Below are 19,403 nucleotides of genomic sequence, written 5' to 3'. Positions count from 1 at the left end.
ATGGGCATGCTGGATGGCGTCAGCCAGTGCTGGTGGCTGAGCAGGTACTGCATAGTGAATTGGGATGCCTGGGCGGCCATAGCTACTGCCGTTGGGGTCTGCACTGCTCTCGCCGCTCCTTGGCTTAGAGACATGGCCTTTCGGAGAAAAGCTAATGCGATTTTTTCTCTGGCCTATATACATGAGCTCAAACGCGTCGCAGCAGTCCTGCATAATTTTGAGACTGCGTTTCCCTATGGAAGTGGGAGCGTTTTCCAACGAGAGGCGGAGATGTCCTTTGGATTCGACCTCACGAGCAGGGCTGATTTTCAAGCTCTTACAGAGCAACTCGCTATGACTACGGGATACGACGTTGACCTTTCTAAATGGCCATCCGTCAGCATCACTCTTGCTTACAAAGTTGCAAGCGCCTTGCACGCCGTTGTACGTTTTGAGCACGGCGCGCAGATCGGAAACACAATCAAGAGCGACGGGAATTGGTCGGATTTCTGGGGGCTGTACTACTGGGCTCTGAAAGAAGCGCAGAGGGAGTTGAATGAGGCAATACACGCCGTTGAAGCTTGGACAACGGACGACAGGAGAGCGAGCGTTCCCCTCGAGTAATCGAGCGATTGGTCTTGCTGCGAAGATAGTGTTCATGCCCATCCCACTCGATCTGCGGCCCTGAGGAATAAAGTCGCCACGTTTTCGACTAAACATTTGTGCGAACACGCCCATCGTTAACCTCGCGCCGCGACAGGCTCCTGCGCAAAGGTGTCGCGCCGAGCTTCTCGATTTTGCCGCCGCACTTAGCGAATGCCTTGAGATGCGCGGCAAGATCGGCACGTTCGCGGTCCTTGTGACGGACGGTCGAGAGGGCAAAGGCGCTCATTGCACACCTGCCTTGCCACGCGCAGCGGGTTCGTCGCGCAGCAGCTGTTCGGCGTAGGCGATGCCGCGCGGGTTGAGGGTGATGACGTTCGGGAATTGCGGGTCGTCGAACTGCACCAGGCCGGCTTCGTCGAGCCAGTTGATGCAGCGGCGGGTGAACGCTTGGATCTGCACGGGGCCGCTGGTTTTTACTTGTGCGGGCATGGCGGCGAAGCCTCCGCGGGTTCGTCGCAGGGTACGGCCCTGTGAGGTGTATGCCGCCTTGAGCGCGGCTTGTGCTTTGGGTTGTAGATGCATGGTGACCTCGGTCAGGCGGCGTGGGCCGCAAGCGCCAGCACGGCGAATAGCTGCTCGCGTGCTCGGCTTAGGTGGGAAAGCGGGATGCGATGCTGGCCGGTGGGTTCGGTCCAGCGGCTTTCGGTGAGCGCGCGGCTGGGGCTGGGCGCGGTGGCCTTGCCGCAGCGGCAGCACTCGATGTGGAACGTGGTCGGTGCGGGGCCGCCAATGCGATAGCGATGCGGTGCGCCGTGCGTGGTGACCAGCTGCGGGCGATGGCCTGGCTGGCATGTAGAAACAGTGGGCGGTAATGGTTTGGCTTCCTGGCGCATGTCAGTCCTCTGCTCGCGCCAGCCGCACGTGGGGAAGGGACGCCTTTTGCTCTGTGACCACTGCCGGCTGTGCAACTGCGCTGCGTTGCGCGGCGTGGATTTCGGCCAGGCGCAGCGGCACACAGACGGCGGCGGCGATGGCCACCAATGTCCAGCCAAGGGCGATGGCACGCTCATAAAGGCGGCTCATGCGCGCTGCTCCTGGACATGCACGCCGTGCTGGCGCAACCAGCGTGTGGCCCGCAGCAGGACGCGCGGTGCCAGTGCGAAGGAGTCGGGGCCAATGGACAGATGGCGGGTGGTGGCGCGTGCGCGCAGGCACGGCGCAACTGCGCAGCCGTCTAGAGATGGCGTGACCTTGCCGTCGTACAGGCCAGCCCAGATCCAGTCGCTGCAGATCATCAGCGCAAGTGTTTGGCTGGCATGCCCGGTGGGGAAGAAGGCTTCCAATGGATGGTCGCTCATGGAGTCACCCGTACCGGCACGCCGTGCGCCGCCATCCACTCGCACATAGCCTGCAGAGCGTCATCGCCTGCGGTGTACGCGGTCTGGCCAAGTTGCAGCGCGCCGGCCATACGGCGCACGTCGCCGAGGCGGCAGACAGTCACCGCAAGCTCTCTGCCGCGGTCTGTGCCATACAGCGCAGCGCTCACCGAATCGCGTTTGACGCACAGCCGCAGCAAGGTGCCTTGACCACGGCCCGGCCGGAAGCCGGCAGAGGGAAACTCGTTCATGCGGCACCAACCTCTGCGAGTGCAGAGCGGAAGCGCTCCAACTGCTCCCTACGCTTGGCGATCCTCTTTTGCAGGCACGTTGCATAGCTCGCCGAGGCGTAGTCGCCTAGCGTTTTGAGGGTGTGCGCGTCCTCGCGGATAGCGTCCTCGGCCCAGATGATTGCGGCCGTCAGATCTTCTGCGGTCAACGAAGCTGCAACAGCGCTCATGCGCGCAGCTCCCGGACGAAGTCGCGGCTGGCTGCTTCGGCTCGCAGGCCCCTCAGTTCTATGCGATCGCTGCGCGTCGGGTAGCGTTTTGGACCCTTTGACATGCCGCGGCGCTTGAGCGCACTAGCGTGAGCGTGGTCTGCGGCAGCACAGGCGCTGAGGCAGCGACGAGTGGCGGGGCCGCTCGTCGCTGCTGCGGTGAGCTCGTCGAGCTCGAGGTCTGCATTCCGGGACATGGCGCTCTCTCCGAAGAAGGAGGGCGCCGGCGGGTCAATTAGGCCAGGGGAGGGGCCTGCTACCGGGCAGAGGGGGAGGGCTGACCGACAGGGACGACCCGCCGGTCGCCCGTCAGCTGGAGAGCTGACCGGACAAGATTAGGGGCGCTAATACTATAAGTCAATAGGGGCGCTAATTTATTGCCAGCTAGATGTCCAAACTGTGTCGAAAAGGTCGGCGTTTTACTCGGCTTCGATCATCCCAGGGCTGGGGTCGTTCGCGTCGTTGGCGTGGCTGGCCATCCAGTCCTCGGCGGTGCTCTCAAAGCGCGACTGCTGGACCGCCACAGCCGGCAATGGGAAAGCGCATTCCAGAGTAGTAATTTGGAGCTTGAATTGCATGCTCCCCGCATAGAAAACCCAGCCGGAGCAGGGTTTGCATCGGAATTACGGCTTTGCCTGCTTTGCCACCCTCAGGATCGCATCGGTGTGGCGGAGCGGCTCGACAATCGCTCCTGCAGATCTCAGGTCAGCGGTCACCTCGGCTGCTGCCTTGATCCGCTTCTCACCCTCGGCCGCCTGATCGATAGCAAAAAGCACCGTCTTAGGTAGCTGCCCGTGCTTGCGTAGCCTGATGACACGACCAAGCCACGTATTGCCGTGTTCGAAGATCTTGCACGGCTCGTCCTGGGTCAGGTTGAGCGGCTTGATTACGATCTGCGGCGCTTCCGAAGCGATGGAGACGAAAGGAAACTTCACGGGGTAGCTGTCATCGCCTACCGCCGCCTCCGCGAAGTAGCTGCGCAGATGGGCGTTAGCTAGCAAGTCGTCCACTCGCTGGCGCATCGCTGTCTCGTGATACTCCTTCGTGGCGAAGTCACGTTCGACAAACCTGTCGTACAACTGCTGCAATGTGTCGTTCGGGTGGCCGTTGCTCATGATGGTGCGCGCGGCACCATATCGAATCAGTGCCTCGCGTGGACGTGTGATTTCATCGAACGCCAGGTTTGCCGGGATCTGTCCATGGGCCACCGCGTCACTAAACCGATTCAGGTCGCCCTCGATGTATCGGAGCGCCTCGCGATACACGCGAGCCTGCAGTCCCTCGAAGAAATCGGTGACCCGCTTGGTACGTCTGTGGGGCGCGATGCGGACTCCCAGGTAGCGCATCTGAGGACAGGCCAACACCACGCCCACGTTCGCAAACTCCCCGGTTTCCGGATAGGGCAGGAATTGGACAATGGCGTATTGGCAAGGGACTCGCATATTCATGGGAGCCTCCACAGGTCCTCGGTGTGGCAGCGTGCCAGCAAAGCAGCACTGGCGGTAGGGTCGAAGTCAGTCGAAACAGTCTGCTCGTCGTCGTGGAACAGCCATTCGTCGGGAACCGAACGCCAAGCATGGTCCCACAACTCCAGCGTGGCTTTCATTCGAGCAGCATATTCTGCCATGAGTACGAGATCGGCGCGTAACGCAGGAAATTCAGCTTGGAAGATGTGCGTCGCAAGGAATGCGTCAGCGTCGAAGTCTTGATCGAACGCCAGGTTGTGGTCGATCACCACCAGCTCACTGTTTCCAGCGTCCCACAGAAGATTGGGATTTCCACCCTTCGCTGTCAGCGAGCGATCACCATTGCGGATCCACCAGTCGAACGCGATTACGTCCCGCCGCACGTCCCGAGGCACGCGGGTCGCCTCCAGAAAGACGATCTCATTAGCGTTGGGGGCAACCCGCGATGCGAAGACGGGGCCCGATCCTAAATCACGGCCTTCGGGATGCAGGTCAGCCAGCCCTGGCGGCACATAAGCGATCTCGAACTGGGGAATGTTGAGGCCGAATCCGGTTGCAAGCCTGCCAGCCATCCACTCGCAGATGAGGCTGCGCCGGTTTGCACCGACCCCTTTGACGTAGTAGAGCAAGCCATCATCGCCACGGCACAGGAATGGCCGGGTAGCACCTTGTTGTGTTCTTCCCTGGATTTCTTCGATGCAGACCGGTTGCTTGGCTAGACCCGTCACGTCCTTGTGGCTCCCTCAATCATTAGTCGGCCCAGCCGCCTATCCAGTGAACGCGGCCGACCACGGTGATGGGCTGGCGTTGTGAGTCCATGCGCTTGGGCTTGCGCCAGTCGTGGTCGCCGTGCGGGTTGTCGCTGCGGAAGTACACCGTGCCATCCAGTACCTCGGCGCGCTTGACGTAGTACTCGGGATTGGCGGCGCCGTGCACCTGGATCAGGTACATCACGCCATCCACAATGCGGGTGTCGGATGTGTCGAACAGGATGGCATCGCCGTCGGTGATAGCCGGTTCCATGCTGTCGCCCTTGCCGTAGTACACCGCCAGCGGCCGACCGAGGATGCCCCGGCGGCGCAGGCTGGTCTTCTTGAAGTGGAGACTGTGGGTCTCAGCGTACTCCGTGGCTTCTGCGCCGGAAGCGCCTAGGCCTACCGCCTGGGAGTAGCCGGTCACGGCAGTCCAGTCAGAGTCGTCTGAAGCAGCGTGGCTGACGAGGCGTTGCTCGGGCAGATCGGTGCGGATATCGCAAGCGTCTATCCCAAGTGCCTGGCAGAACGCCATCAACGTCCGATAGTTCATCGGGATCTTGCCATTGAGATATTGGCTGACAGCGCCCTGGGTAATCCCCAGTTCCTCCGCCATCTTGTCTTGTGTGATCCCGCGTTCACGTGCGCGCTCCGACCAAGCTGTCTTCAGGCGCTCGGCCGCTTCAGCGTCAGCGATGGTGGGTTTGGCGCGTCGGCTGGATTCCATATTAGTAACGCTAATCGAGGACATTGCAGCTTTCCATCAGCGGCACTATTGACATGTGGATGAGTGGCGCTAATATTTGGGCATGGACATTGCCGCATATCGCCGAGAGGTAGGACTGTCGCAGGCCGCGTTCGCTGCGCTGCTTACGGACGCAGGTTCCTCTGCAACGCAAGGAATCGTTTCTCAGTGGGAGACCGGCGTGGTGAAGGTGCCTGCAGAGCGGTGCGCGTTGATCGAACGGATATCGAACGGTTCGATACGCCGCACCGATCTTCGTCCGGACATTTTCGGCCCGGCAGGCAACGTGCAGGAGGTGGCTTGATGTCTCGTCACGTCACGCCGCTGGATGACGCCCTGAGTGCGGGCGAGCTCGCCACGCTCGTGGGCCTGCCGATCCACAACAACGGCGATATCGCCGATCTGTGCCTGACCGCCGATGACTGGGCAGCGCTCACCGAGCGCCGCCGCCGGGTGGGCTGGTCGCTCAACTTTCTGGAGGTGGCCGATGTTGCCTGATAGCTGGAATCCAAGACTTTGGGTTCGCAACTGGCTCAATCGCCAAACGGTAAATGAGAAGGCGAGGTGGGACGCAATTGATGCTGAGATTGCCGCTCTCAGAGGTTCAATACATCCCTCGGAGGCGTCCAATCCTGTCGTGTTAGACGCCAATTGCCGAGTGAATGGTTTTACTCGTGTCTGTAAAGGGCGCGACGAGTGATTTCCGCAATCTGCTTTTTTGCTCCGGGCTGGATCGTACCCGCTTCGATCTCCAAGATCGTTCGCTCTACATTTTCTTTGAATCCTGGCGTGTCCGCGAATGCCCGAATAATACCGATTAGCAGCACATGCGCTGCGGCAATTTGGTCCTTGAACTCTACTTGCAAATCGTTCTGCGATTTCATGATAGCCAGAATTTCGTTCAATCGCTGTTTTACGTCGTCGTCCATGTCGCCCTCCTTGCGGGCTCTTGTTGGTGCCGTGGGGGTCCCAGCATATCGCGGGGAGGGTGGCACCTATGCGTAAGCCTAGCCAAGAGTCGGCGCTCGATGTCGCGCGTCGGCGATGGGAGCAGGGTGCGCAGGCGTCGGCGGACTCAACCATTCCGGGGCTTGTACGCAATGTCGCTGCGATCGCCCTGACTGCGGCGGGACTGTTCGCGTTCTGCTCCGGTTTGCTCGGCAACAAAGAAGACAGCGACAACATCACCAATGCCAGTGCAGACCTCGTAGCGTCGGAGGGCGGTGAACCTAAGGAGTGGGGTGGTGGTGAGCATGACGCACATGGTGCGTCGTCCAGCCGGGCGGCCACCACGATGAACTGCACGAAGTTTCAGGGTGTCGCGCGATGACGTGCCAACGCTCAGATATCTATTGGCGCGACGCGCTATACAACGCGGTGTCGCAGATGCCGGGGAATGTGCGTGCGGCCGCCGCCTACCTGACAGAGCGTCGCGGCAAGGCCATCGCCGCAGAATCGCTGCGCAAGAAGCTGCGGGGCTTGGAGGGCGAATCGCTGTCGATGGAGATGGCGGAGATGCTCACTGAGTGGATGCAGGAGCTGAGCGCCGGGCAGGCGCAGGCGACGTGCTGGATTCAATCACTGGGCGCGCAATTCGATCTGGCCATGGATTTCGTACCGCCCGCACCGGAGAACGGCTGGCCGGATGAAGTGGCCGCGATGCAAGCCAAGCTGCTGCACGTTGCCAAGCACGCGGGGCGCCTGTCTGGTGTTGCGCTCGAAGCGCTGGACGACGCGCATCTGTCGCTGCAGGAAGCCGACTTGATGGTGGATGAGCTGCAGGCGATCCGCACGATGTGCCACCGCCTGGAGCGTAACGTGCGCCGCGCGGCAGCCAAGGGCCGTAAGCGTGCATGACATGACGACCAACCGCGCCTCCCACATCCGCCGCACCTTGAGCCCCGCCGCGCAGCAACACGTTGCCGAAGCGTTGCGCCTGCTCTACAGCGATGCACCTGGTTTGGCTGGCGATGACGCGTTGGCCGAGCGCGAGCGGTTGCGCCATGCCGATACCGCAGGCGCGCACGCGCAAGGCGTGTTGCCGCTGCCCTGCGCCCCATCTCCCCGGGAAGCGGCGGAAAGGGCGCGCGCGCATGGCGAGGCGCTGAATCTGAACGAGCGGACAAGGCGTTCAGCTCCGGGCGATGGGTCCTCCTGGCCGACCCCCGATGCGGGTAATTCGAACCCCGTTCCCTTGGTAGATAGCGCGGCTGGAAGTTACTGAATGCTGGCGAATTACGATGATGTGCTTGGCCAGCTGCGCGACGCGGGTCTGATCCTCGACGGTCTTGATGCGAGCGGCCGTATGGTCCGCTGCAAAGTCGAAGGCTCGCGCGAGCGACGCGGTTGGTACGTGCTGCACGAGCTGCACACCAACGGCACGGATGTGCTGATTGTTGGCACCTACGGCATCTGGCGCGGCAACGACAACGGCGCCATCAAGGTGGAGTTGCGCAAGCGCGATAGCGAATTTACCGCGGAGCAGCGTGAGGCATTGAAGCGCCGGCTGGCGGAAGACCGCCGCCGCGCAGAAGCCGCGCGGCAGGACGAGAACCGCCGCGCTGCCGAACGTGCCACCCGGGCATGGGGCAAGGCCCTGCACGACGGCGAATCCGACTACCTCGCCGCCAAGGGCGTGCAAGGCTTTGGCCTGCGCTACGGCGGATCGGGAATTGCCGTTGTGCCGCTGCTCGATGGCAATGGCGCCATCCACGGGTTGCAGCTGCTGCGGACCGCCAAGCAGGCCGACCAGCAGCGCAAGCCGGTGAAGGAGTTCTGGCCTGCCGGCCTGGCCAAGCGTGGGCACTTCCACCTGATCGGCGGCACGCCGCAGTGGATATTGCTGGTGGCAGAGGGCTATGCCACGGCGGCGAGTCTGCACATGGCTACCGGCTATCCGGTGGCCGTGGCGTTCGACGCGGGCAACCTGATGCCGGTGGCCAGCGCGCTGGCGAAGCGTTACCGCAGCACCAAGGTGCTGATCTGTGGCGATGACGACGTGCTGCAGAAGTGCCGCGTGTGCAAGTCGCGCCTGGTGCTCTCCGATCACCCGAAGGCGTGCCCCACCTGCGGTGAAGACCACAGGGCGGAGAACGCCGGCATGCTCGGCGCCAGCGCCGCGGCACTGGATGTTCGCGGTGCTGCGCTATTACCGGTTTTCGCCGATGAGGCCACGCGCCGTGCCAACTACATCGGCCAGGGTCGCAAGGTCAGCGACTTCAATGATCTGCACCTGGCCGAAGGCCTGCACGTGGTGCGCGCGCAGGTGGAGGCCCGCATCACGGAGCTATCGTGGCGGGCACCGGTGGAAAAACGCGCCGCTTCCATCCCCAGCACCGGGGGCGCGGGGAAGGCACTCCTCAAGCCGATCGACAGCATCGATGCACTGTTGAGTCGTTTTGCGTTGGTGTACGGGCAGGGCGGCACGGTGTTCGATCACCAGGAGCACATGCTTGTGGCGCTGGGCGACATGCGCGATGCCTGCGTGCGGCGCGAGCTGCACCGCGCATGGCTTGAGAGCCCGCAGCGCGCCATCGTGCGTGTGCAAGAGGTGGACTTCGACCCATCCGGCTGCAAGCCCGGCATCACCTGCAATCTATTCGCGGGCTGGCCGACCGTGCCGCAGGAGGGCACCTGCGACAAGCTGCTGCAGCTGCTGTGGCACATGTGCGGCAACGAAGCCAACCAGCGCATGCTCTACGACTGGGTGATCAAGTGGCTGGCCTACCCGCTGCAGCACCCGGGCGCCAAGATGAAATCGACGATCGTGATTCACGGGCCGCAAGGCACCGGCAAGAACATGTTCTTCGACGAGTACATGAAGCTGTTCGGCGAATACGGCCGCGTGCTGGACCAGTCCGCGCTGGAGGACAAGTTCAACGACTGGGCCAGCCGCAAGCTGTTCTTGCTGGCGGACGAAGTGGTGGCGCGCACCGAGGTGTACCACCTCAAGAACAAGCTGAAGGCGCTGATCACCGGCGACCGCATCCGCATTAACCCGAAGAACATCCAGGCCTACGAAGAAGACAACCACGCCAACCTAGTGTTCCTGTCGAACGAGGCGATGCCGGTTGTGCTCGAGGAAGATGACCGCCGGCATGCCGTGATCTGGACGCCGGACAAGCTGCCGGCCGAGTTCTACCAGGAGGTGCTGGCAGAGATCCGCGCCGGCGGCACCGCAGCGCTGCACCACCACTTGCTGCAGGTCGACCTGGGCGACTTCACCAATGGCACCAATCCACCGATGACCGCTGCCAAAGCCGAGCTGATCAACCTGGGGCAGGACAGCCCACAGCGCTTCCTGGACGAGTTGTACGGCCAGGACATCCCTGGCTTGAAGCCGCGGCCGGCGCCGTCGAAAGAGTGGTACGAGGTCTACAAGGTCTGGTGCGGCCGCGAGGGCGTGAAGCCGGCGCCGTCGCCCAAGTTCATCAACGCGCTGGTGCGCAAACGCGGCATCACGCATCCGGATCGCGCGCGCAAGCGCTACCTCATCGAGCAGACCAGTCACGGCCCGCATGGATTCCTGCTGCTGGGCAATGCAGCGTGCCCGGATGACCAGACCGAATCGTCATGGCTGGGCACCGAAGTGGTCGGGTTCCGCGGCGCGTTCAACGAATACAAGGGACGCGCATGAGCACTGCGCCTGTGGCTGTGCGGGATGTGCGGGACGGTGTGCGGGCAGATGTGCGGGCGCAAACGCATGCGGCAGTAGGCATGTGCGGGATGTGCGGGCCTTTTGCTTCCTTCGTGGGCGCGGGCGCGTGGGCAGCCGTGTCACTCGCATGCGTGCAATGCCTTTCCCGCGTGTGTGAGTGCCCGCACATCCCGCACATCCCGCACATCGTTACTGCCGCAAATGTCTCGGGTGATATGCGTCCCGCACACGTTCCCGCACAGGCCGCACACGCTCACGCGCGCGCGTTTTTTCCTGTCTTGCTGGCCTTGAAAGAAATGGAAGAAGTGGAGTGCTGGGTATGACGGACAACGATGTGGTGGTGACAGGCAAGGAGCTGGCAGCCTACATCGGCTGCCGGCCGTCTTACATCGTGGAGCTCAAGCGCAATGGCCGGCTGGTGCAGGCCGAGGGCGGCAAGGGCTACCTCAAGAGCGCATCCCTGGCGCTGTACGAGCAGACGCGCGATCCCGCTCGTGCCGGCGTGGCTGCACGGCACGCCGAGGCGCGTGGTGCTGCGCTGGCGGGCGAGGGCAGCGACGACCAGGACGACGCCGACGAGCCGCAGACCAGCGACGCAAAGCGCAAGGCCAAGGCGCTGGCGGACAAGGCCGAGACGGATGCGCAGATGGCGCAGATCGAGCTGGCTGAGAAGCTGGGCGAACTGCTGCCGCGTGCCGATGTGGAGCAAGCCATCTCCGAGGCGGGCACCGGGCTGCGGGTGGCGCTGGAGCGCATCCCGGACACGTTGGCGCCGCAGCTGGCCGCTGCAACCGACGAGGCCAAGGTGCGGCAGCTGCTGTGGGACGAGTTGATGCATGCGCTGGAGGAGGTGAGTCGAGGGTTTCGTGCCGCTACAAGTGCGGGTGACATCCACACTGGGCAAGACAAGTGAAAGGCGCCTCAGCTCTAGACCAGCAGCTTTGCCTCGTCGATCAATTGATGGAGATATTGTTGGGCAGTGCTAGACGACTTGCGTGCCGCTTGCTGCTTGCTCTGCCAAGAGCTCACAGACACATAGTTGTCGGAGCAGTGCATGAGCAATTCAGTAGCATGCCGCTCCGCATGGCGGATATGCGCCACTGCTTGCGACATCGCGGCAAGCTGAGGGCCCTGGAGGTCACGAGACAGACTGAAAACGCGCTCCGAATCACTTCCAAGCTGGCCAAGTATTCGTTGCACGTGAACCGTGTTGATATCCTTCGACCACGATTCTGTGGTGATGGTGCTTCTATTGAGTCGCTTCAGGGCAGCTTGGTAATTTCGCAGATCTGGCCAGAGCAGTCGGAGAGCAACTTCTGCTCTTATTCTTGCCGCCTCATTTGCATCGCGCTTAGCCGAACCTGCCAAATGCAGTGCGACCCCTACTGCGCAAATCGATCCGACTGCACTGGCCCAGTTGGCAGCAAGGTCGTTGAACAGCACGCCGGACAAAAGCGCTGGGTCGATAAGAAGAATGGTGACGATAGATCCACAGGCTGCAGCTACAAGGGCTGCAGGCCAACTGCATTTAAGCGCGGACCTAATGCGGGCGGTTACTTTGGTGAGAGAGACTCGGTTCCACATATGGGATCCACTGGACGAATTTACGCAACTAAGAATAGCGGAGGAATCGCTCATGACGTCCGCTAACCTCCGCGTCAAAGCCGTGCTGTCCCGAGCGTTGCAGCCAAGGCGGCCACAGACGGTTTCGCAGTGGTGCGACGAGCACATGCGCCTGTCGACCAAGGGCAGCAGCAAGCCGGGGCGCTGGGTCACCGACCGCAATCCGCCACTACGCGAACCGATGGACGCCATGTCCGCGCGCAGCTCGGTGCACCAGCTGGTGGCGATGTTCCCGATCCAGTTCGGCAAGAGCCAGCTGGCCACTAACGCGATCGCCTACTGGATGGACTACGCACCGGCGCCGATCATGTACGCGCTGCCGGGCGAGGCCTCCATGAACAAATGGATTGCCCAGAAGTTGAATCCCATGATCGAAGTGTGCCCAGCCGTGCGCCGCGCGCTCAGCAGTACCGCCAGCCGTGACAGCGCCAACCAGCGCACCTTCAAAGACTTCGCCGGGGGGCAGCTCTACGTGGAGCACATGGGCAGCCCGCAGCGACTGAAGTCCACGACAGTGAAATATCTGGGCGTCGATGAGATCGACGAGGCGCCGCAGCAGCTGATCACCGGCGACGACCCGGTCAAGATGCTGGACGGGCGCACTTCGGCATTTCCTTCCACCTACAAGCGCCTTTACATCAGCACCCCGGGGATCGCGGGGCTGAGCCGCATTGCCAAGCTCTACGAGAAGAGCGACCAGCGCCGTTTCCATGTGCCGTGCCCGCATTGCGGCCATTACCAGGCGTTGAGCTGGAGCGGCCTGGTGTGGTCACCCGATGCCAAGCACGCCTGGTACGGGTGCAGCGAGTGCGGTTCCGCAATCGAAGAGCACCACAAGACTGACATGATCGCCGCAGGCCGCTGGGTGGCCGCCAACCCTGATTCTGATGTGCGCGGTTACACCATCAACTGCCTGTACTACCAATTCGGCCTTGGGCCGCGCTGGGCAGATCTGGCTCGCGAGTGGCTCGATGCCCAGAACGATCCCGCCTCCCTCAAGACGTTCATCAACGACCGGCTTGCGGAGACGTGGGAAGACCCGTCGATGCGGGCGGTGAAGCACAACGTCATCGCCGACCGCGCGGAACCGTACCGCCTGCGGCATGCGCCGCGCGGCGTGCTGGCGATCACTGTAGGCGTCGACACGCAAGACAACCGCTTGGCGGTGCACATCGTGGGATGGGGCAGGGGCATGGCTGCGTGGACGCTGGATTACGTCGAGCTATCGGGTGACCCCGCCGAAGAGGCCGTGTGGGTTGCGTTGACGGATCTTCTGAACCGCCCAATCGAGCGCGAAGACGGCGCGCAGCTGCGGCCCCTCGCCACCGCTATAGATGCCGGTGGCCACCGCACCGAGGCAGTCAAGCACTACGTTCGCCAGCGACTGATCAACCGGCCAATGGGCATCTTCGGCGCCGTGCCGAACAACGCCCCAATCCTTTCGAAGGGAAAGCTGGTTGACGTCACGTGGCGCGGACGCACCGATAAGCGCGGCATCACGATTTATCACGTGGGCGGTGTAGCCGCAAAGCACTACCTCTACAGCCGGCTCTCAGCCGATGCCGAACGTCAGGCGGATGCGCGGCTCGTTCACTTCAGTGACCAGTTGCCGCCGGAGTTCTTCCCGGGCCTGGTGTCGGAGGTCTACAACCCGGTGAAGAATCGCTTTGAGAAGCGAGTCGTGCGGAATGAGCCCCTTGATACGTGGGTGTATGCCTACGCAGCGGCCCATCACTCAGAAGTTCGATTGCATCGCTACAGCAAAGTCGACTGGGATTGTTTGGATGAGCATGTTTTAAAAGAAGTTTCGCTGCCAGTAAGCGATGATTCCCGTGAAACATCCTCGGCCAGCTTGACTAAGCAAGAGCCTCTTGCGCCTTCGAGATCAGTTGGAAAAGAACAGAGATCACTTGGCTTTGCTAATGAGGGCTGGGTGCTCTGATGGCCAAGAAAAACGAAAGCTCCGAAACGCTAAGGGACCGGATCCTAGGTGCCATGCTGAAAGAGATAGGCATCAGCGAAAAAATGGCGCAGCCGCTCGTAGAGGTAGTCATGCATTGCCTTGCTGGCGAACGTCCGTATTTTCCGGCGATATCCCGGGTGTACCCTATAGACGCGATTAGGCACGCATTGGAGACAGGGGAGTCTGCAGATAGGGTGGCCAAGAAATTCGGCATCTCGCGCTCCCAACTCCATCGCTTGTTCCCAGGGGGGCTGCCGCGTGGGCCAAGCGTTTAGCACTAGGATTCGGACGTGTCACCGGCGAATCTTTCCAAGCCATGTTGCTGTAGCAGCGTGTCGAAATCTCCGAGGTCGGTAACTTCAGGGACCCTTGCTTTAATAGTTGCTAGAAGCGGAGAAAAGCTGAAGCTTCCAGTGATTTCCGCATTGGCAGCCGCTCCTGAAATAAGTCGCAACACATGTTCTTTTTTTAACTCGGATGCGTAGCTAGATAGCTGTTTGGCTATTTGGTTTGCTTCATTGAATGAGTGCGATTCAAGGTATAGCGTAACGAGCCGGTCGGCTACGACGCGCGGGAGCGTGAACCAAGGGGTGCTGGATATTTCTTCGAGGGTAGACCGTCTGGCGCGGCGCTCCGCGGTACTAACAAGAGCTGGGATCTCTAGAGCGATATATATTACATCGAAAGATGCACTAGGGAGATTTTGAATGAAGTTCTGTATGCGCTGGGACACGTCTGTATCGATGCAGTCCCAGGCTTCGGGACAACGGAAGAAGAATAACACTGCTCGGTGGAGGCTTCTGTCCTCTATCCTTCGCATGGTGTGGGACAGCTTTGACGTTAGGACGTCACGCCAAGGCTGCGGGTGGAGGGCATAGCATGCATTCAACGCAGAATAGTGGCTTTGGCTACTTTGTGCAGATTCCTGCTCAAGTAGCAAATGTTTAACCAATGAGATGACAAAATTGTCGAGCAACGAGCGGCGTGGTTTCTTAAGGATCCCATTTGCCATCCAGGCCTGAGCATCGGCACTTCTAGTTGGAAAATAATTAGACCTTACATCGGACAGGAGTCGCTCCAAAGCGTATTTGCCTTGAGCTGGCGGATGCTTGAGAAGTGAATCGACAGAGTTGCGGATGTGCAAACGCGCAAGCTCGCCGGGCGGTTCGTAAGCCTCGCCTTCAGCCACCAGTGAAGGGTGAGCGCACCTATTGCGATCTTCTAATAGTCGCGCCAAGTCCAGCTCCTCAAGATGCGATATGAGCTCAAACTGATTCCTGGCATGCTCCAAAATTTTCTTTTCGAATGCGAGCGCCGAGCGAACGTCGCCATTGGTCCGAATGCGTGTGAGTTCGACTACTTGTTTTTCAGCAGCGGCGTCGCCGGCAATGGCTAGTTCATGAAGCTTCGCCATGATGTCATAGCAGACGGCGACCCAGGTTGCCACTATTGACGCGCGAAATGCGCCGGCTCGATAGCTTGCCACAGCTTCGCGTATGTAACTCCTGGCTCGCTCATCTCTACATTGCAGTACAAGTTCATCGAGATCATAGAGTGGGGAAAGCATTCGGTGCGTCCTTTCGCTAGTTATTGTTGGAAGTATCTTTCGCCGAGGGACGATTAGTCCAGAAGTTGGTCAAACTATTGACAAATCGGGTAGGGACGCTCATATAAATCAACTGTTTGCGCTTCAGGCTGTGCCAACTTTCGCATAGATGCGGGACACTGCTCTCAATAACCTGACTCGTCATGAAGACGGCTCAGGAAATGCTCACCACGTATCAGCAGGCAGAGATCGCCGTGCTGCAGGGGCAGAGCGTTCGGCTAGGTGAGCGCGTGCTCACCCGCGCGGATCTGGCAGAGATCCGCAAGGGTCGCCAGGAGTGGCAGGCCGCCGTAGATAGAGTGGCCCAGCCGGGGCGTCGCGCCCGCTGGGCCACTGCTGATTTTGGTGGTCGGACCTGATGGCCTCCGCACGCATCGCCCGCGAGCGCCTCGGTGTCGCTATCTCCACTGACCGCAACGTGCGCGCTATCGAGGCGCGCACTGCAGTGCGCGAACAGCAGCTGCGTGTGGTGGCCCGTGCCCATGAAGTCACCCGCCCATCGCGCAGCCGCAAGCTGGCCCGCGATTGGGGCAGCGGCAACGCGATTGCCGGCATGGACTCCCGCCAGCTACGTGACCAAGCGCGCCACTTGGAGCGCGATCTAGACCTGGCCGACAACGCCCTCAACGTGCTGGTGCAAAACACCGTCGGCTCCGGCATCGACGTACTGTCTGCACCGCGTCTGCCAGGCCAGCCGATCAACCGCGAACTGGCGCTGCAGCTGGATGAGCTGTGGGACGTGTGGTGGGACGCGCCCGAAGTCACCCGTGCCCACGACTACGGCGCGTGCCAGCAACTGCTGGCACGCAGCTGGCTACGCGATGGCGAGGCGTTCTATCAGGACCTCAGCGGCAGTGTGCCGTATCTAGAGCATGGCGGCGGCGTGCCTTACAGCATCGAGATGCTGGAGGCTGACCTGGTGCCGCTGGACTTCAACGACCCAACCCGCAACATCTTGCAGGGTGTGGAGCGCAACGCGTGGGGGCGCCCGGTGGCCTACCACGTGTACAAGCAGCACCCAGGCGACCCGCTGGGCTGGACCACCGATACCAAGCGTGTGAGCGCCGAGGTGATGCACTGCATCGCCAATCTCAAGCGCTTGCATCAGGTGCGCGGCTTGAGCGTGTTCGCCAGTGCGATGTCGCGCTTTGAAGACGTCAAGGACTACGAAGAGTCCGAGCGCATCGCGGCCAAGGTGGCTGCTTCGATGACGTTCCAGATCAAGAAAGGCTCGGGCGAGCTATACCAGCCCGTGGGCGAAGGATTGGGCGGCGTGGCGCTGATGAAGCAGGGCGTGCCGGTGCGCGAACTGCGCATGGCGCCCGGCGCCATCTTTGACGACCTGCTGCCCGGCGAATCCATCGAGAGCCTAGGCACCGACCGCCCGAACCCGAATGCCGCAACCTGGCGCAAGGAGCAGCTGCGCGCTGCTGCCGGCGGCATCGGCGTGAGCTACTCCAGCCTGTCGCTGGACTACAACGGCACGTATTCGGCGCAGCGCCAGGAGCTTGTGGAGAAGTGGGGCAGCTACCTGATGCTGGCCGAGCGCTTCATTGCTTTGTTCGTGCGCCCGACACGCCAGCGCTTTATCGAGGCGGCCGTGCTGTCCGGCAAGGTGCGCATGCCGCGCGGCTGGACGCTGCGGCATCTGGCGGCGTCCACATACGTGCGCCCGATCATGCCGTGGATCGATCCGCTCAAGGAGGCTTACGCCAAAGGCGAGGCCGAGGACCGCGGCTGGGTGAGCCCGCAGCAGAACACGCTGCAGTACGGCAACAACCCCGACGAAGTACTGCGCCAGCGCCAGGACTGGCAGCAACAGCAGCAGCAATTGCAGCCGGCAGCGCCGGCACCTGCGGAAGCGCGTGCCCAATTGCGCGCCGATCTTTCGCGCGACATGTTGAGGGACATCTGACTATGCGAACCCATGCACTGACCGCGGCGTTGGGCCGCGTGCTCGCCGATGCCGGCCCGGCGCTCGGCCCGTGCCTGCTCAAGATCGAAGCCCGTGCCACCGACGTGGCCGAGGTGATGATCTACGGGACCATCGGCGACAGCCTGTGGGATGAATCTGTCTCTCCGCTGCAGCTGGCCGAACAGATCGGCCAGATCACCGCCGGCACGATCCACGTGCGCATCAACAGCGGTGGCGGCGTGGTGGCCGACGGCATGGCCATCTACAACGCGCTCAAGCAGCACGCCGCGCGCAAGGTGGTGTTCGTGGACGGCCAGGCCGCATCAATTGCCTCGCTGATCGCCATGGCCGGCGATGAGCTGGTGATGTACGCCAGCTCGCTGCTGATGGTGCATGCGCCGCACACGGTTGCTGCCGGCAATGCGTCCTCTTTCCGGCAATACGCGACCGCGCTGGATGCACATGCCGGTGCAATGTTGGAGGCGTACGCCACCAAGACCGGCAAGCGTGCCGAGGTGGAGGAGCTGCTCACCGACGGTGCCGACCATTGGTACACCGGCGTGCAGGCGGTGGAGTTCGGCTTTGCCGACCGCGTGGCGGACACCGCCGCCACCGCCCGCGCCGAGGCCGCATCTGTCGTAGCGCTGACCGGCTACCTGCAGGCCATCACCCAAGCGCCGGCGCCGGTCGCCGCGCAGCTGCGCGGCCATATCGCCGCTGCGCTCAGCCCCAGCGTTTTTGCCTCACTTCCCGAGGTCACCCAAACGGCCGTCGTTGGCCACATCGAGGATCCTATGACCCAACAAACCTACCTTCGCATCCTCGCCAACGCCGGTGGCGGGCAGGGTGCTTCCACCGCCACGGCTACGCCGCCTGCGACCGCTCCGGCGCCGGTTGTCGCTGCTGCGCCGGACGCCACGGCCGCCGTGCAAGCGGCGCTGGTCGCGATGCGCGGCCGCAATGCGGACATCATGGCGATGGCCGAGCCGCACATGGGCAACGCGGAGATCCGCGCCTATGTGGACGGCGTCATTGCCGCTGCAGACCCTGCGGTGACCCCTGACAATGTGGGCCGCCACATCCTGGCGTTGATGGGCCGCAACAGTGAGCCGCTTAACGGCCGCGCCGGGGTTGTCGCTGGCGGCGACCAGCGCGACAACGTGCGCGCGGCGATGACCAACGCAATTGAGGCCCGCGTGGGCCTCACCCAGGCCACCGGCGACAACCCATACCGTGGTCACTCGCTGGCCGAGATGGCGCGCGAGTGCCTGGTGCAGGCCGGCGTCAATCCTCGTGGCATGGACCGGCGCGAGATCGTGGGTATGGCGTTCACCCATTCCACCTCGGATTTCCCGGCACTGCTGGGCGATGCTGCGCGCCGCTCGGTGCTGCAGGGCTATCAGGAAGTGGAAGAGCGCTTCAGCGAGTTCACCCGCGCGGTGAGCGTGCCGGACTTCAAGCCGACCAACCTGGTAGGCCTGGGCGCGTTCTCCGATTTGCTGCCGGTACGCGAGGGCGGTGAGTACAAGCAGGGCACCTTCAGCGAACAGTCGCAGTCGATGCAGATCGTCACCTGGGGCCGGCTGTTCACCATCACCCGCCAGGCCATCATCAACGACGATCTGGGCATCTTCAGCGATGTGCCGCGCAAGATGGGCCAGGCCGCCAAGCGCACGCTGGCCAAGGCGGTGTTCGAGCTGATCACCAAGAACCCGCGGCTGGCCGATGGCAAGACGCTGTTCCATGCCGACCACGGCAACCTGCTGCCGGCCGCGACCATCACCACCGAAAGCGTCAGCGCGATGCAGGCACGCATGGCACTGCAGAAAGACGCCGACAACAACATCATCCGCGTGCCGATGAAAACGCTGCTGACGCCGGTGGCGCTCTCCGGCGCGGCGCTCACCGTGCGCGCTGCCGAGTTTGCCGTGGGCGGTGCCAACAACCAGACCACACCCAACATCGTGCGCAACACCTTCGAGGTGGAGAGCGACGGCCGCCTGGATGGGGCAGATCCGAAGGCGTGGTACGGCCTTGCCAATTCGGCCTACGTGGATGCGCTGGTGGTGGGCTATCTGGACGGCAACCAGACGCCGTATCTGGAGCAGCACGAGGGATTCACCGTGGACGGTGTGGCCTGGAAGGTGCGCATGGACGCGGCGCCGGCCATCGCCGACTACCGCGGCATCTACAAGAACCCCGGCCAATAAGCCGCC

The 19,403-nt window shown here is 62.2% G+C and carries 26 protein-coding genes; 12 read left to right on the top strand and 14 right to left on the bottom strand.

Annotated elements, in window-relative coordinates:
* The gene (locus tag NX05_RS00780) at positions 1–603 is read left to right on the top strand and encodes a hypothetical protein (RefSeq protein WP_039437184.1); all 603 of its coding nucleotides are present in this window, start codon (positions 1–3) and stop codon (positions 601–603) included.
* Positions 604–691: 88 nt separating this feature from the next.
* On the opposite strand, the gene NX05_RS00775 is transcribed toward NX05_RS00780, so the two are convergent.
* The 11 genes from NX05_RS00775 to NX05_RS00730 form a co-directional block, all read right to left on the bottom strand.
* Positions 692–871, bottom strand: a complete 180-nt coding sequence (locus NX05_RS00775; RefSeq protein ID WP_039437181.1) for a hypothetical protein — start codon at positions 869–871, stop codon at positions 692–694.
* The gene (locus tag NX05_RS00770; RefSeq protein WP_230597773.1) at positions 868–1,074 is read right to left on the bottom strand and encodes a hypothetical protein; all 207 of its coding nucleotides are present in this window, start codon (positions 1,072–1,074) and stop codon (positions 868–870) included. Before NX05_RS00770 ends, NX05_RS00775 begins: the two co-directional genes overlap by 4 nt.
* Positions 1,075–1,178: 104 nt before the next feature.
* Entirely contained in the window at positions 1,179–1,478 is a 300-nt protein-coding gene (locus NX05_RS00765; protein WP_039437176.1) for a hypothetical protein, read from the bottom strand.
* 1 nt (position 1,479) lies between these two features.
* Positions 1,480–1,668, bottom strand: a complete 189-nt coding sequence (locus NX05_RS00760; RefSeq protein WP_039437174.1) for a hypothetical protein — start codon at positions 1,666–1,668, stop codon at positions 1,480–1,482.
* Entirely contained in the window at positions 1,665–1,943 is a 279-nt protein-coding gene (locus NX05_RS00755) for a hypothetical protein (protein WP_039437173.1), read from the bottom strand. Before NX05_RS00755 ends, NX05_RS00760 begins: the two co-directional genes overlap by 4 nt.
* Complete coding sequence (locus tag NX05_RS00750; RefSeq protein WP_039437170.1) at positions 1,940–2,212, bottom strand: hypothetical protein; 273 nt, start codon at positions 2,210–2,212, stop codon at positions 1,940–1,942. The genes NX05_RS00755 and NX05_RS00750 overlap by 4 nt, the downstream gene beginning before the upstream one ends.
* Complete coding sequence (locus NX05_RS00745) at positions 2,209–2,421, bottom strand: hypothetical protein (RefSeq protein ID WP_039437167.1); 213 nt, start codon at positions 2,419–2,421, stop codon at positions 2,209–2,211. Before NX05_RS00745 ends, NX05_RS00750 begins: the two co-directional genes overlap by 4 nt.
* A gap of 458 nt (positions 2,422–2,879) precedes the next feature.
* Entirely contained in the window at positions 2,880–3,038 is a 159-nt protein-coding gene (locus NX05_RS23425; RefSeq protein ID WP_155292819.1) for a hypothetical protein, read from the bottom strand.
* A 45-nt stretch (positions 3,039–3,083) separates the two neighbouring features.
* Complete coding sequence (locus NX05_RS00740) at positions 3,084–3,908, bottom strand: DUF3037 domain-containing protein (RefSeq protein ID WP_039437164.1); 825 nt, start codon at positions 3,906–3,908, stop codon at positions 3,084–3,086.
* On the bottom strand, positions 3,905–4,654 hold the full coding sequence (locus tag NX05_RS00735; protein ID WP_230597771.1) for a HipA family kinase: 750 nt from the start codon (positions 4,652–4,654) through the stop codon (positions 3,905–3,907). Before NX05_RS00735 ends, NX05_RS00740 begins: the two co-directional genes overlap by 4 nt.
* A 22-nt stretch (positions 4,655–4,676) precedes the next feature.
* Complete coding sequence (locus NX05_RS00730) at positions 4,677–5,429, bottom strand: LexA family transcriptional regulator (RefSeq protein ID WP_230597769.1); 753 nt, start codon at positions 5,427–5,429, stop codon at positions 4,677–4,679.
* 58 nt (positions 5,430–5,487) lie between these two features.
* On the opposite strand from NX05_RS00730, the gene NX05_RS00725 reads away from it, so the two are divergent.
* A complete protein-coding gene (locus NX05_RS00725; RefSeq protein WP_039437161.1) occupies positions 5,488–5,727 on the top strand; it encodes a transcriptional regulator in 240 nt (79 codons plus the stop codon).
* A complete protein-coding gene (locus NX05_RS00720; RefSeq protein ID WP_039437158.1) occupies positions 5,727–5,921 on the top strand; it encodes a hypothetical protein in 195 nt (64 codons plus the stop codon). Before NX05_RS00725 ends, NX05_RS00720 begins: the two co-directional genes overlap by 1 nt.
* Before the next feature lie 170 nt (positions 5,922–6,091).
* Here the strand turns inward: NX05_RS00720 and NX05_RS00715 are convergent, their stop codons facing one another.
* Complete coding sequence (locus NX05_RS00715; RefSeq protein WP_039437155.1) at positions 6,092–6,352, bottom strand: hypothetical protein; 261 nt, start codon at positions 6,350–6,352, stop codon at positions 6,092–6,094.
* A 68-nt stretch (positions 6,353–6,420) separates the two neighbouring features.
* Between NX05_RS00715 and NX05_RS00710 the strand changes: the two genes are divergently transcribed.
* The 5 genes from NX05_RS00710 to NX05_RS00690 all read left to right on the top strand — a co-directional run bounded on the left by NX05_RS00710 (position 6,421) and on the right by NX05_RS00690 (position 10,993).
* A complete protein-coding gene (locus tag NX05_RS00710; RefSeq protein ID WP_230597767.1) occupies positions 6,421–6,753 on the top strand; it encodes a hypothetical protein in 333 nt (110 codons plus the stop codon).
* Complete coding sequence (locus NX05_RS00705) at positions 6,750–7,280, top strand: hypothetical protein (protein WP_039437153.1); 531 nt, start codon at positions 6,750–6,752, stop codon at positions 7,278–7,280. The genes NX05_RS00710 and NX05_RS00705 overlap by 4 nt, the downstream gene beginning before the upstream one ends.
* 1 nt (position 7,281) lies before the next feature.
* A complete protein-coding gene (locus tag NX05_RS00700) occupies positions 7,282–7,647 on the top strand; it encodes a hypothetical protein (protein WP_039437150.1) in 366 nt (121 codons plus the stop codon).
* Positions 7,648–10,059: a DUF5906 domain-containing protein gene (locus NX05_RS00695; protein WP_039437147.1), complete on the top strand. Its 2,412-nt coding sequence runs from the start codon at positions 7,648–7,650 to the stop codon at positions 10,057–10,059.
* Positions 10,060–10,399: 340 nt separating this feature from the next.
* Positions 10,400–10,993 (top strand): hypothetical protein, encoded by a 594-nt coding sequence (locus tag NX05_RS00690; protein ID WP_039437145.1) that lies wholly within the window; start codon positions 10,400–10,402, stop codon positions 10,991–10,993.
* A 14-nt stretch (positions 10,994–11,007) separates the two neighbouring features.
* Here NX05_RS00690 and NX05_RS23420 read toward each other — a convergent pair whose 3' ends face one another.
* Positions 11,008–11,718: a hypothetical protein gene (locus NX05_RS23420; protein ID WP_125523554.1), complete on the bottom strand. Its 711-nt coding sequence runs from the start codon at positions 11,716–11,718 to the stop codon at positions 11,008–11,010.
* Here NX05_RS23420 and NX05_RS00680 point away from each other — a divergent pair.
* Positions 11,717–13,645, top strand: coding sequence for a phage terminase large subunit family protein (locus NX05_RS00680; protein ID WP_039437573.1), 1,929 nt, complete (start codon positions 11,717–11,719; stop codon positions 13,643–13,645). The genes NX05_RS23420 and NX05_RS00680 overlap by 2 nt on opposite strands.
* Positions 13,646–13,943: 298 nt before the next feature.
* Here NX05_RS00680 and NX05_RS00670 read toward each other — a convergent pair whose 3' ends face one another.
* On the bottom strand, positions 13,944–15,233 hold the full coding sequence (locus NX05_RS00670) for a hypothetical protein (RefSeq protein ID WP_039437140.1): 1,290 nt from the start codon (positions 15,231–15,233) through the stop codon (positions 13,944–13,946).
* A gap of 182 nt (positions 15,234–15,415) precedes the next feature.
* Between NX05_RS00670 and NX05_RS00665 the strand changes: the two genes are divergently transcribed.
* Genes NX05_RS00665 through NX05_RS00655 form a run of 3 tightly spaced genes read left to right on the top strand, consistent with a single transcriptional unit; the run spans position 15,416 to position 19,397 of the window.
* Positions 15,416–15,631 (top strand): hypothetical protein, encoded by a 216-nt coding sequence (locus tag NX05_RS00665; RefSeq protein ID WP_039437138.1) that lies wholly within the window; start codon positions 15,416–15,418, stop codon positions 15,629–15,631.
* The gene (locus NX05_RS00660; RefSeq protein WP_039437135.1) at positions 15,631–17,187 is read left to right on the top strand and encodes a phage portal protein; all 1,557 of its coding nucleotides are present in this window, start codon (positions 15,631–15,633) and stop codon (positions 17,185–17,187) included. The genes NX05_RS00665 and NX05_RS00660 overlap by 1 nt, the downstream gene beginning before the upstream one ends.
* A 2-nt stretch (positions 17,188–17,189) precedes the next feature.
* Positions 17,190–19,397: a ClpP-like prohead protease/major capsid protein fusion protein gene (locus NX05_RS00655; protein ID WP_039437134.1), complete on the top strand. Its 2,208-nt coding sequence runs from the start codon at positions 17,190–17,192 to the stop codon at positions 19,395–19,397.
* The last annotated feature ends 6 nt before the right edge of the window (positions 19,398–19,403 follow it).

The sequence above is a fragment of the Xanthomonas vasicola genome, assembly GCF_000772705.2.
Taxonomy (GTDB): Bacteria; Pseudomonadota; Gammaproteobacteria; order Xanthomonadales; family Xanthomonadaceae; genus Xanthomonas; species Xanthomonas vasicola.
Note: the sequence above shows the minus strand (reverse complement) of the source record. Positions and strands in the feature narration are given on the sequence as shown.

Bases quoted from the DNA above. Each gene is read 5' to 3' on its own strand.
- NX05_RS00780 (WP_039437184.1), top strand. From the start codon at position 1: ATGGGCATGCTGGATGGCGTCAGCCAGTGCTGGTGGCTGAGCAGGTAC.
- NX05_RS00775 (WP_039437181.1), bottom strand. From the start codon at position 871: ATGAGCGCCTTTGCCCTCTCGACCGTCCGTCACAAGGACCGCGAACGT.
- NX05_RS00770 (WP_230597773.1), bottom strand. From the start codon at position 1,074: ATGCCCGCACAAGTAAAAACCAGCGGCCCCGTGCAGATCCAAGCGTTC.
- NX05_RS00765 (WP_039437176.1), bottom strand. From the start codon at position 1,478: ATGCGCCAGGAAGCCAAACCATTACCGCCCACTGTTTCTACATGCCAG.
- NX05_RS00760 (WP_039437174.1), bottom strand. From the start codon at position 1,668: ATGAGCCGCCTTTATGAGCGTGCCATCGCCCTTGGCTGGACATTGGTG.
- NX05_RS00755 (WP_039437173.1), bottom strand. From the start codon at position 1,943: ATGAGCGACCATCCATTGGAAGCCTTCTTCCCCACCGGGCATGCCAGC.
- NX05_RS00750 (WP_039437170.1), bottom strand. From the start codon at position 2,212: ATGAACGAGTTTCCCTCTGCCGGCTTCCGGCCGGGCCGTGGTCAAGGC.
- NX05_RS00745 (WP_039437167.1), bottom strand. From the start codon at position 2,421: ATGAGCGCTGTTGCAGCTTCGTTGACCGCAGAAGATCTGACGGCCGCA.
- NX05_RS23425 (WP_155292819.1), bottom strand. From the start codon at position 3,038: ATGCAATTCAAGCTCCAAATTACTACTCTGGAATGCGCTTTCCCATTG.
- NX05_RS00740 (WP_039437164.1), bottom strand. From the start codon at position 3,908: ATGAATATGCGAGTCCCTTGCCAATACGCCATTGTCCAATTCCTGCCC.
- NX05_RS00730 (WP_230597769.1), bottom strand. From the start codon at position 5,429: ATGTCCTCGATTAGCGTTACTAATATGGAATCCAGCCGACGCGCCAAA.
- NX05_RS00725 (WP_039437161.1), top strand. From the start codon at position 5,488: ATGGACATTGCCGCATATCGCCGAGAGGTAGGACTGTCGCAGGCCGCG.
- NX05_RS00720 (WP_039437158.1), top strand. From the start codon at position 5,727: ATGTCTCGTCACGTCACGCCGCTGGATGACGCCCTGAGTGCGGGCGAG.
- NX05_RS00715 (WP_039437155.1), bottom strand. From the start codon at position 6,352: ATGGACGACGACGTAAAACAGCGATTGAACGAAATTCTGGCTATCATG.
- NX05_RS00710 (WP_230597767.1), top strand. From the start codon at position 6,421: ATGCGTAAGCCTAGCCAAGAGTCGGCGCTCGATGTCGCGCGTCGGCGA.
- NX05_RS00705 (WP_039437153.1), top strand. From the start codon at position 6,750: ATGACGTGCCAACGCTCAGATATCTATTGGCGCGACGCGCTATACAAC.
- NX05_RS00700 (WP_039437150.1), top strand. From the start codon at position 7,282: ATGACGACCAACCGCGCCTCCCACATCCGCCGCACCTTGAGCCCCGCC.
- NX05_RS00695 (WP_039437147.1), top strand. From the start codon at position 7,648: ATGCTGGCGAATTACGATGATGTGCTTGGCCAGCTGCGCGACGCGGGT.
- NX05_RS00690 (WP_039437145.1), top strand. From the start codon at position 10,400: ATGACGGACAACGATGTGGTGGTGACAGGCAAGGAGCTGGCAGCCTAC.
- NX05_RS00680 (WP_039437573.1), top strand. From the start codon at position 11,717: ATGACGTCCGCTAACCTCCGCGTCAAAGCCGTGCTGTCCCGAGCGTTG.
- NX05_RS23420 (WP_125523554.1), bottom strand. From the start codon at position 11,718: ATGAGCGATTCCTCCGCTATTCTTAGTTGCGTAAATTCGTCCAGTGGA.
- NX05_RS00670 (WP_039437140.1), bottom strand. From the start codon at position 15,233: ATGCTTTCCCCACTCTATGATCTCGATGAACTTGTACTGCAATGTAGA.
- NX05_RS00665 (WP_039437138.1), top strand. From the start codon at position 15,416: ATGAAGACGGCTCAGGAAATGCTCACCACGTATCAGCAGGCAGAGATC.
- NX05_RS00660 (WP_039437135.1), top strand. From the start codon at position 15,631: ATGGCCTCCGCACGCATCGCCCGCGAGCGCCTCGGTGTCGCTATCTCC.
- NX05_RS00655 (WP_039437134.1), top strand. From the start codon at position 17,190: ATGCGAACCCATGCACTGACCGCGGCGTTGGGCCGCGTGCTCGCCGAT.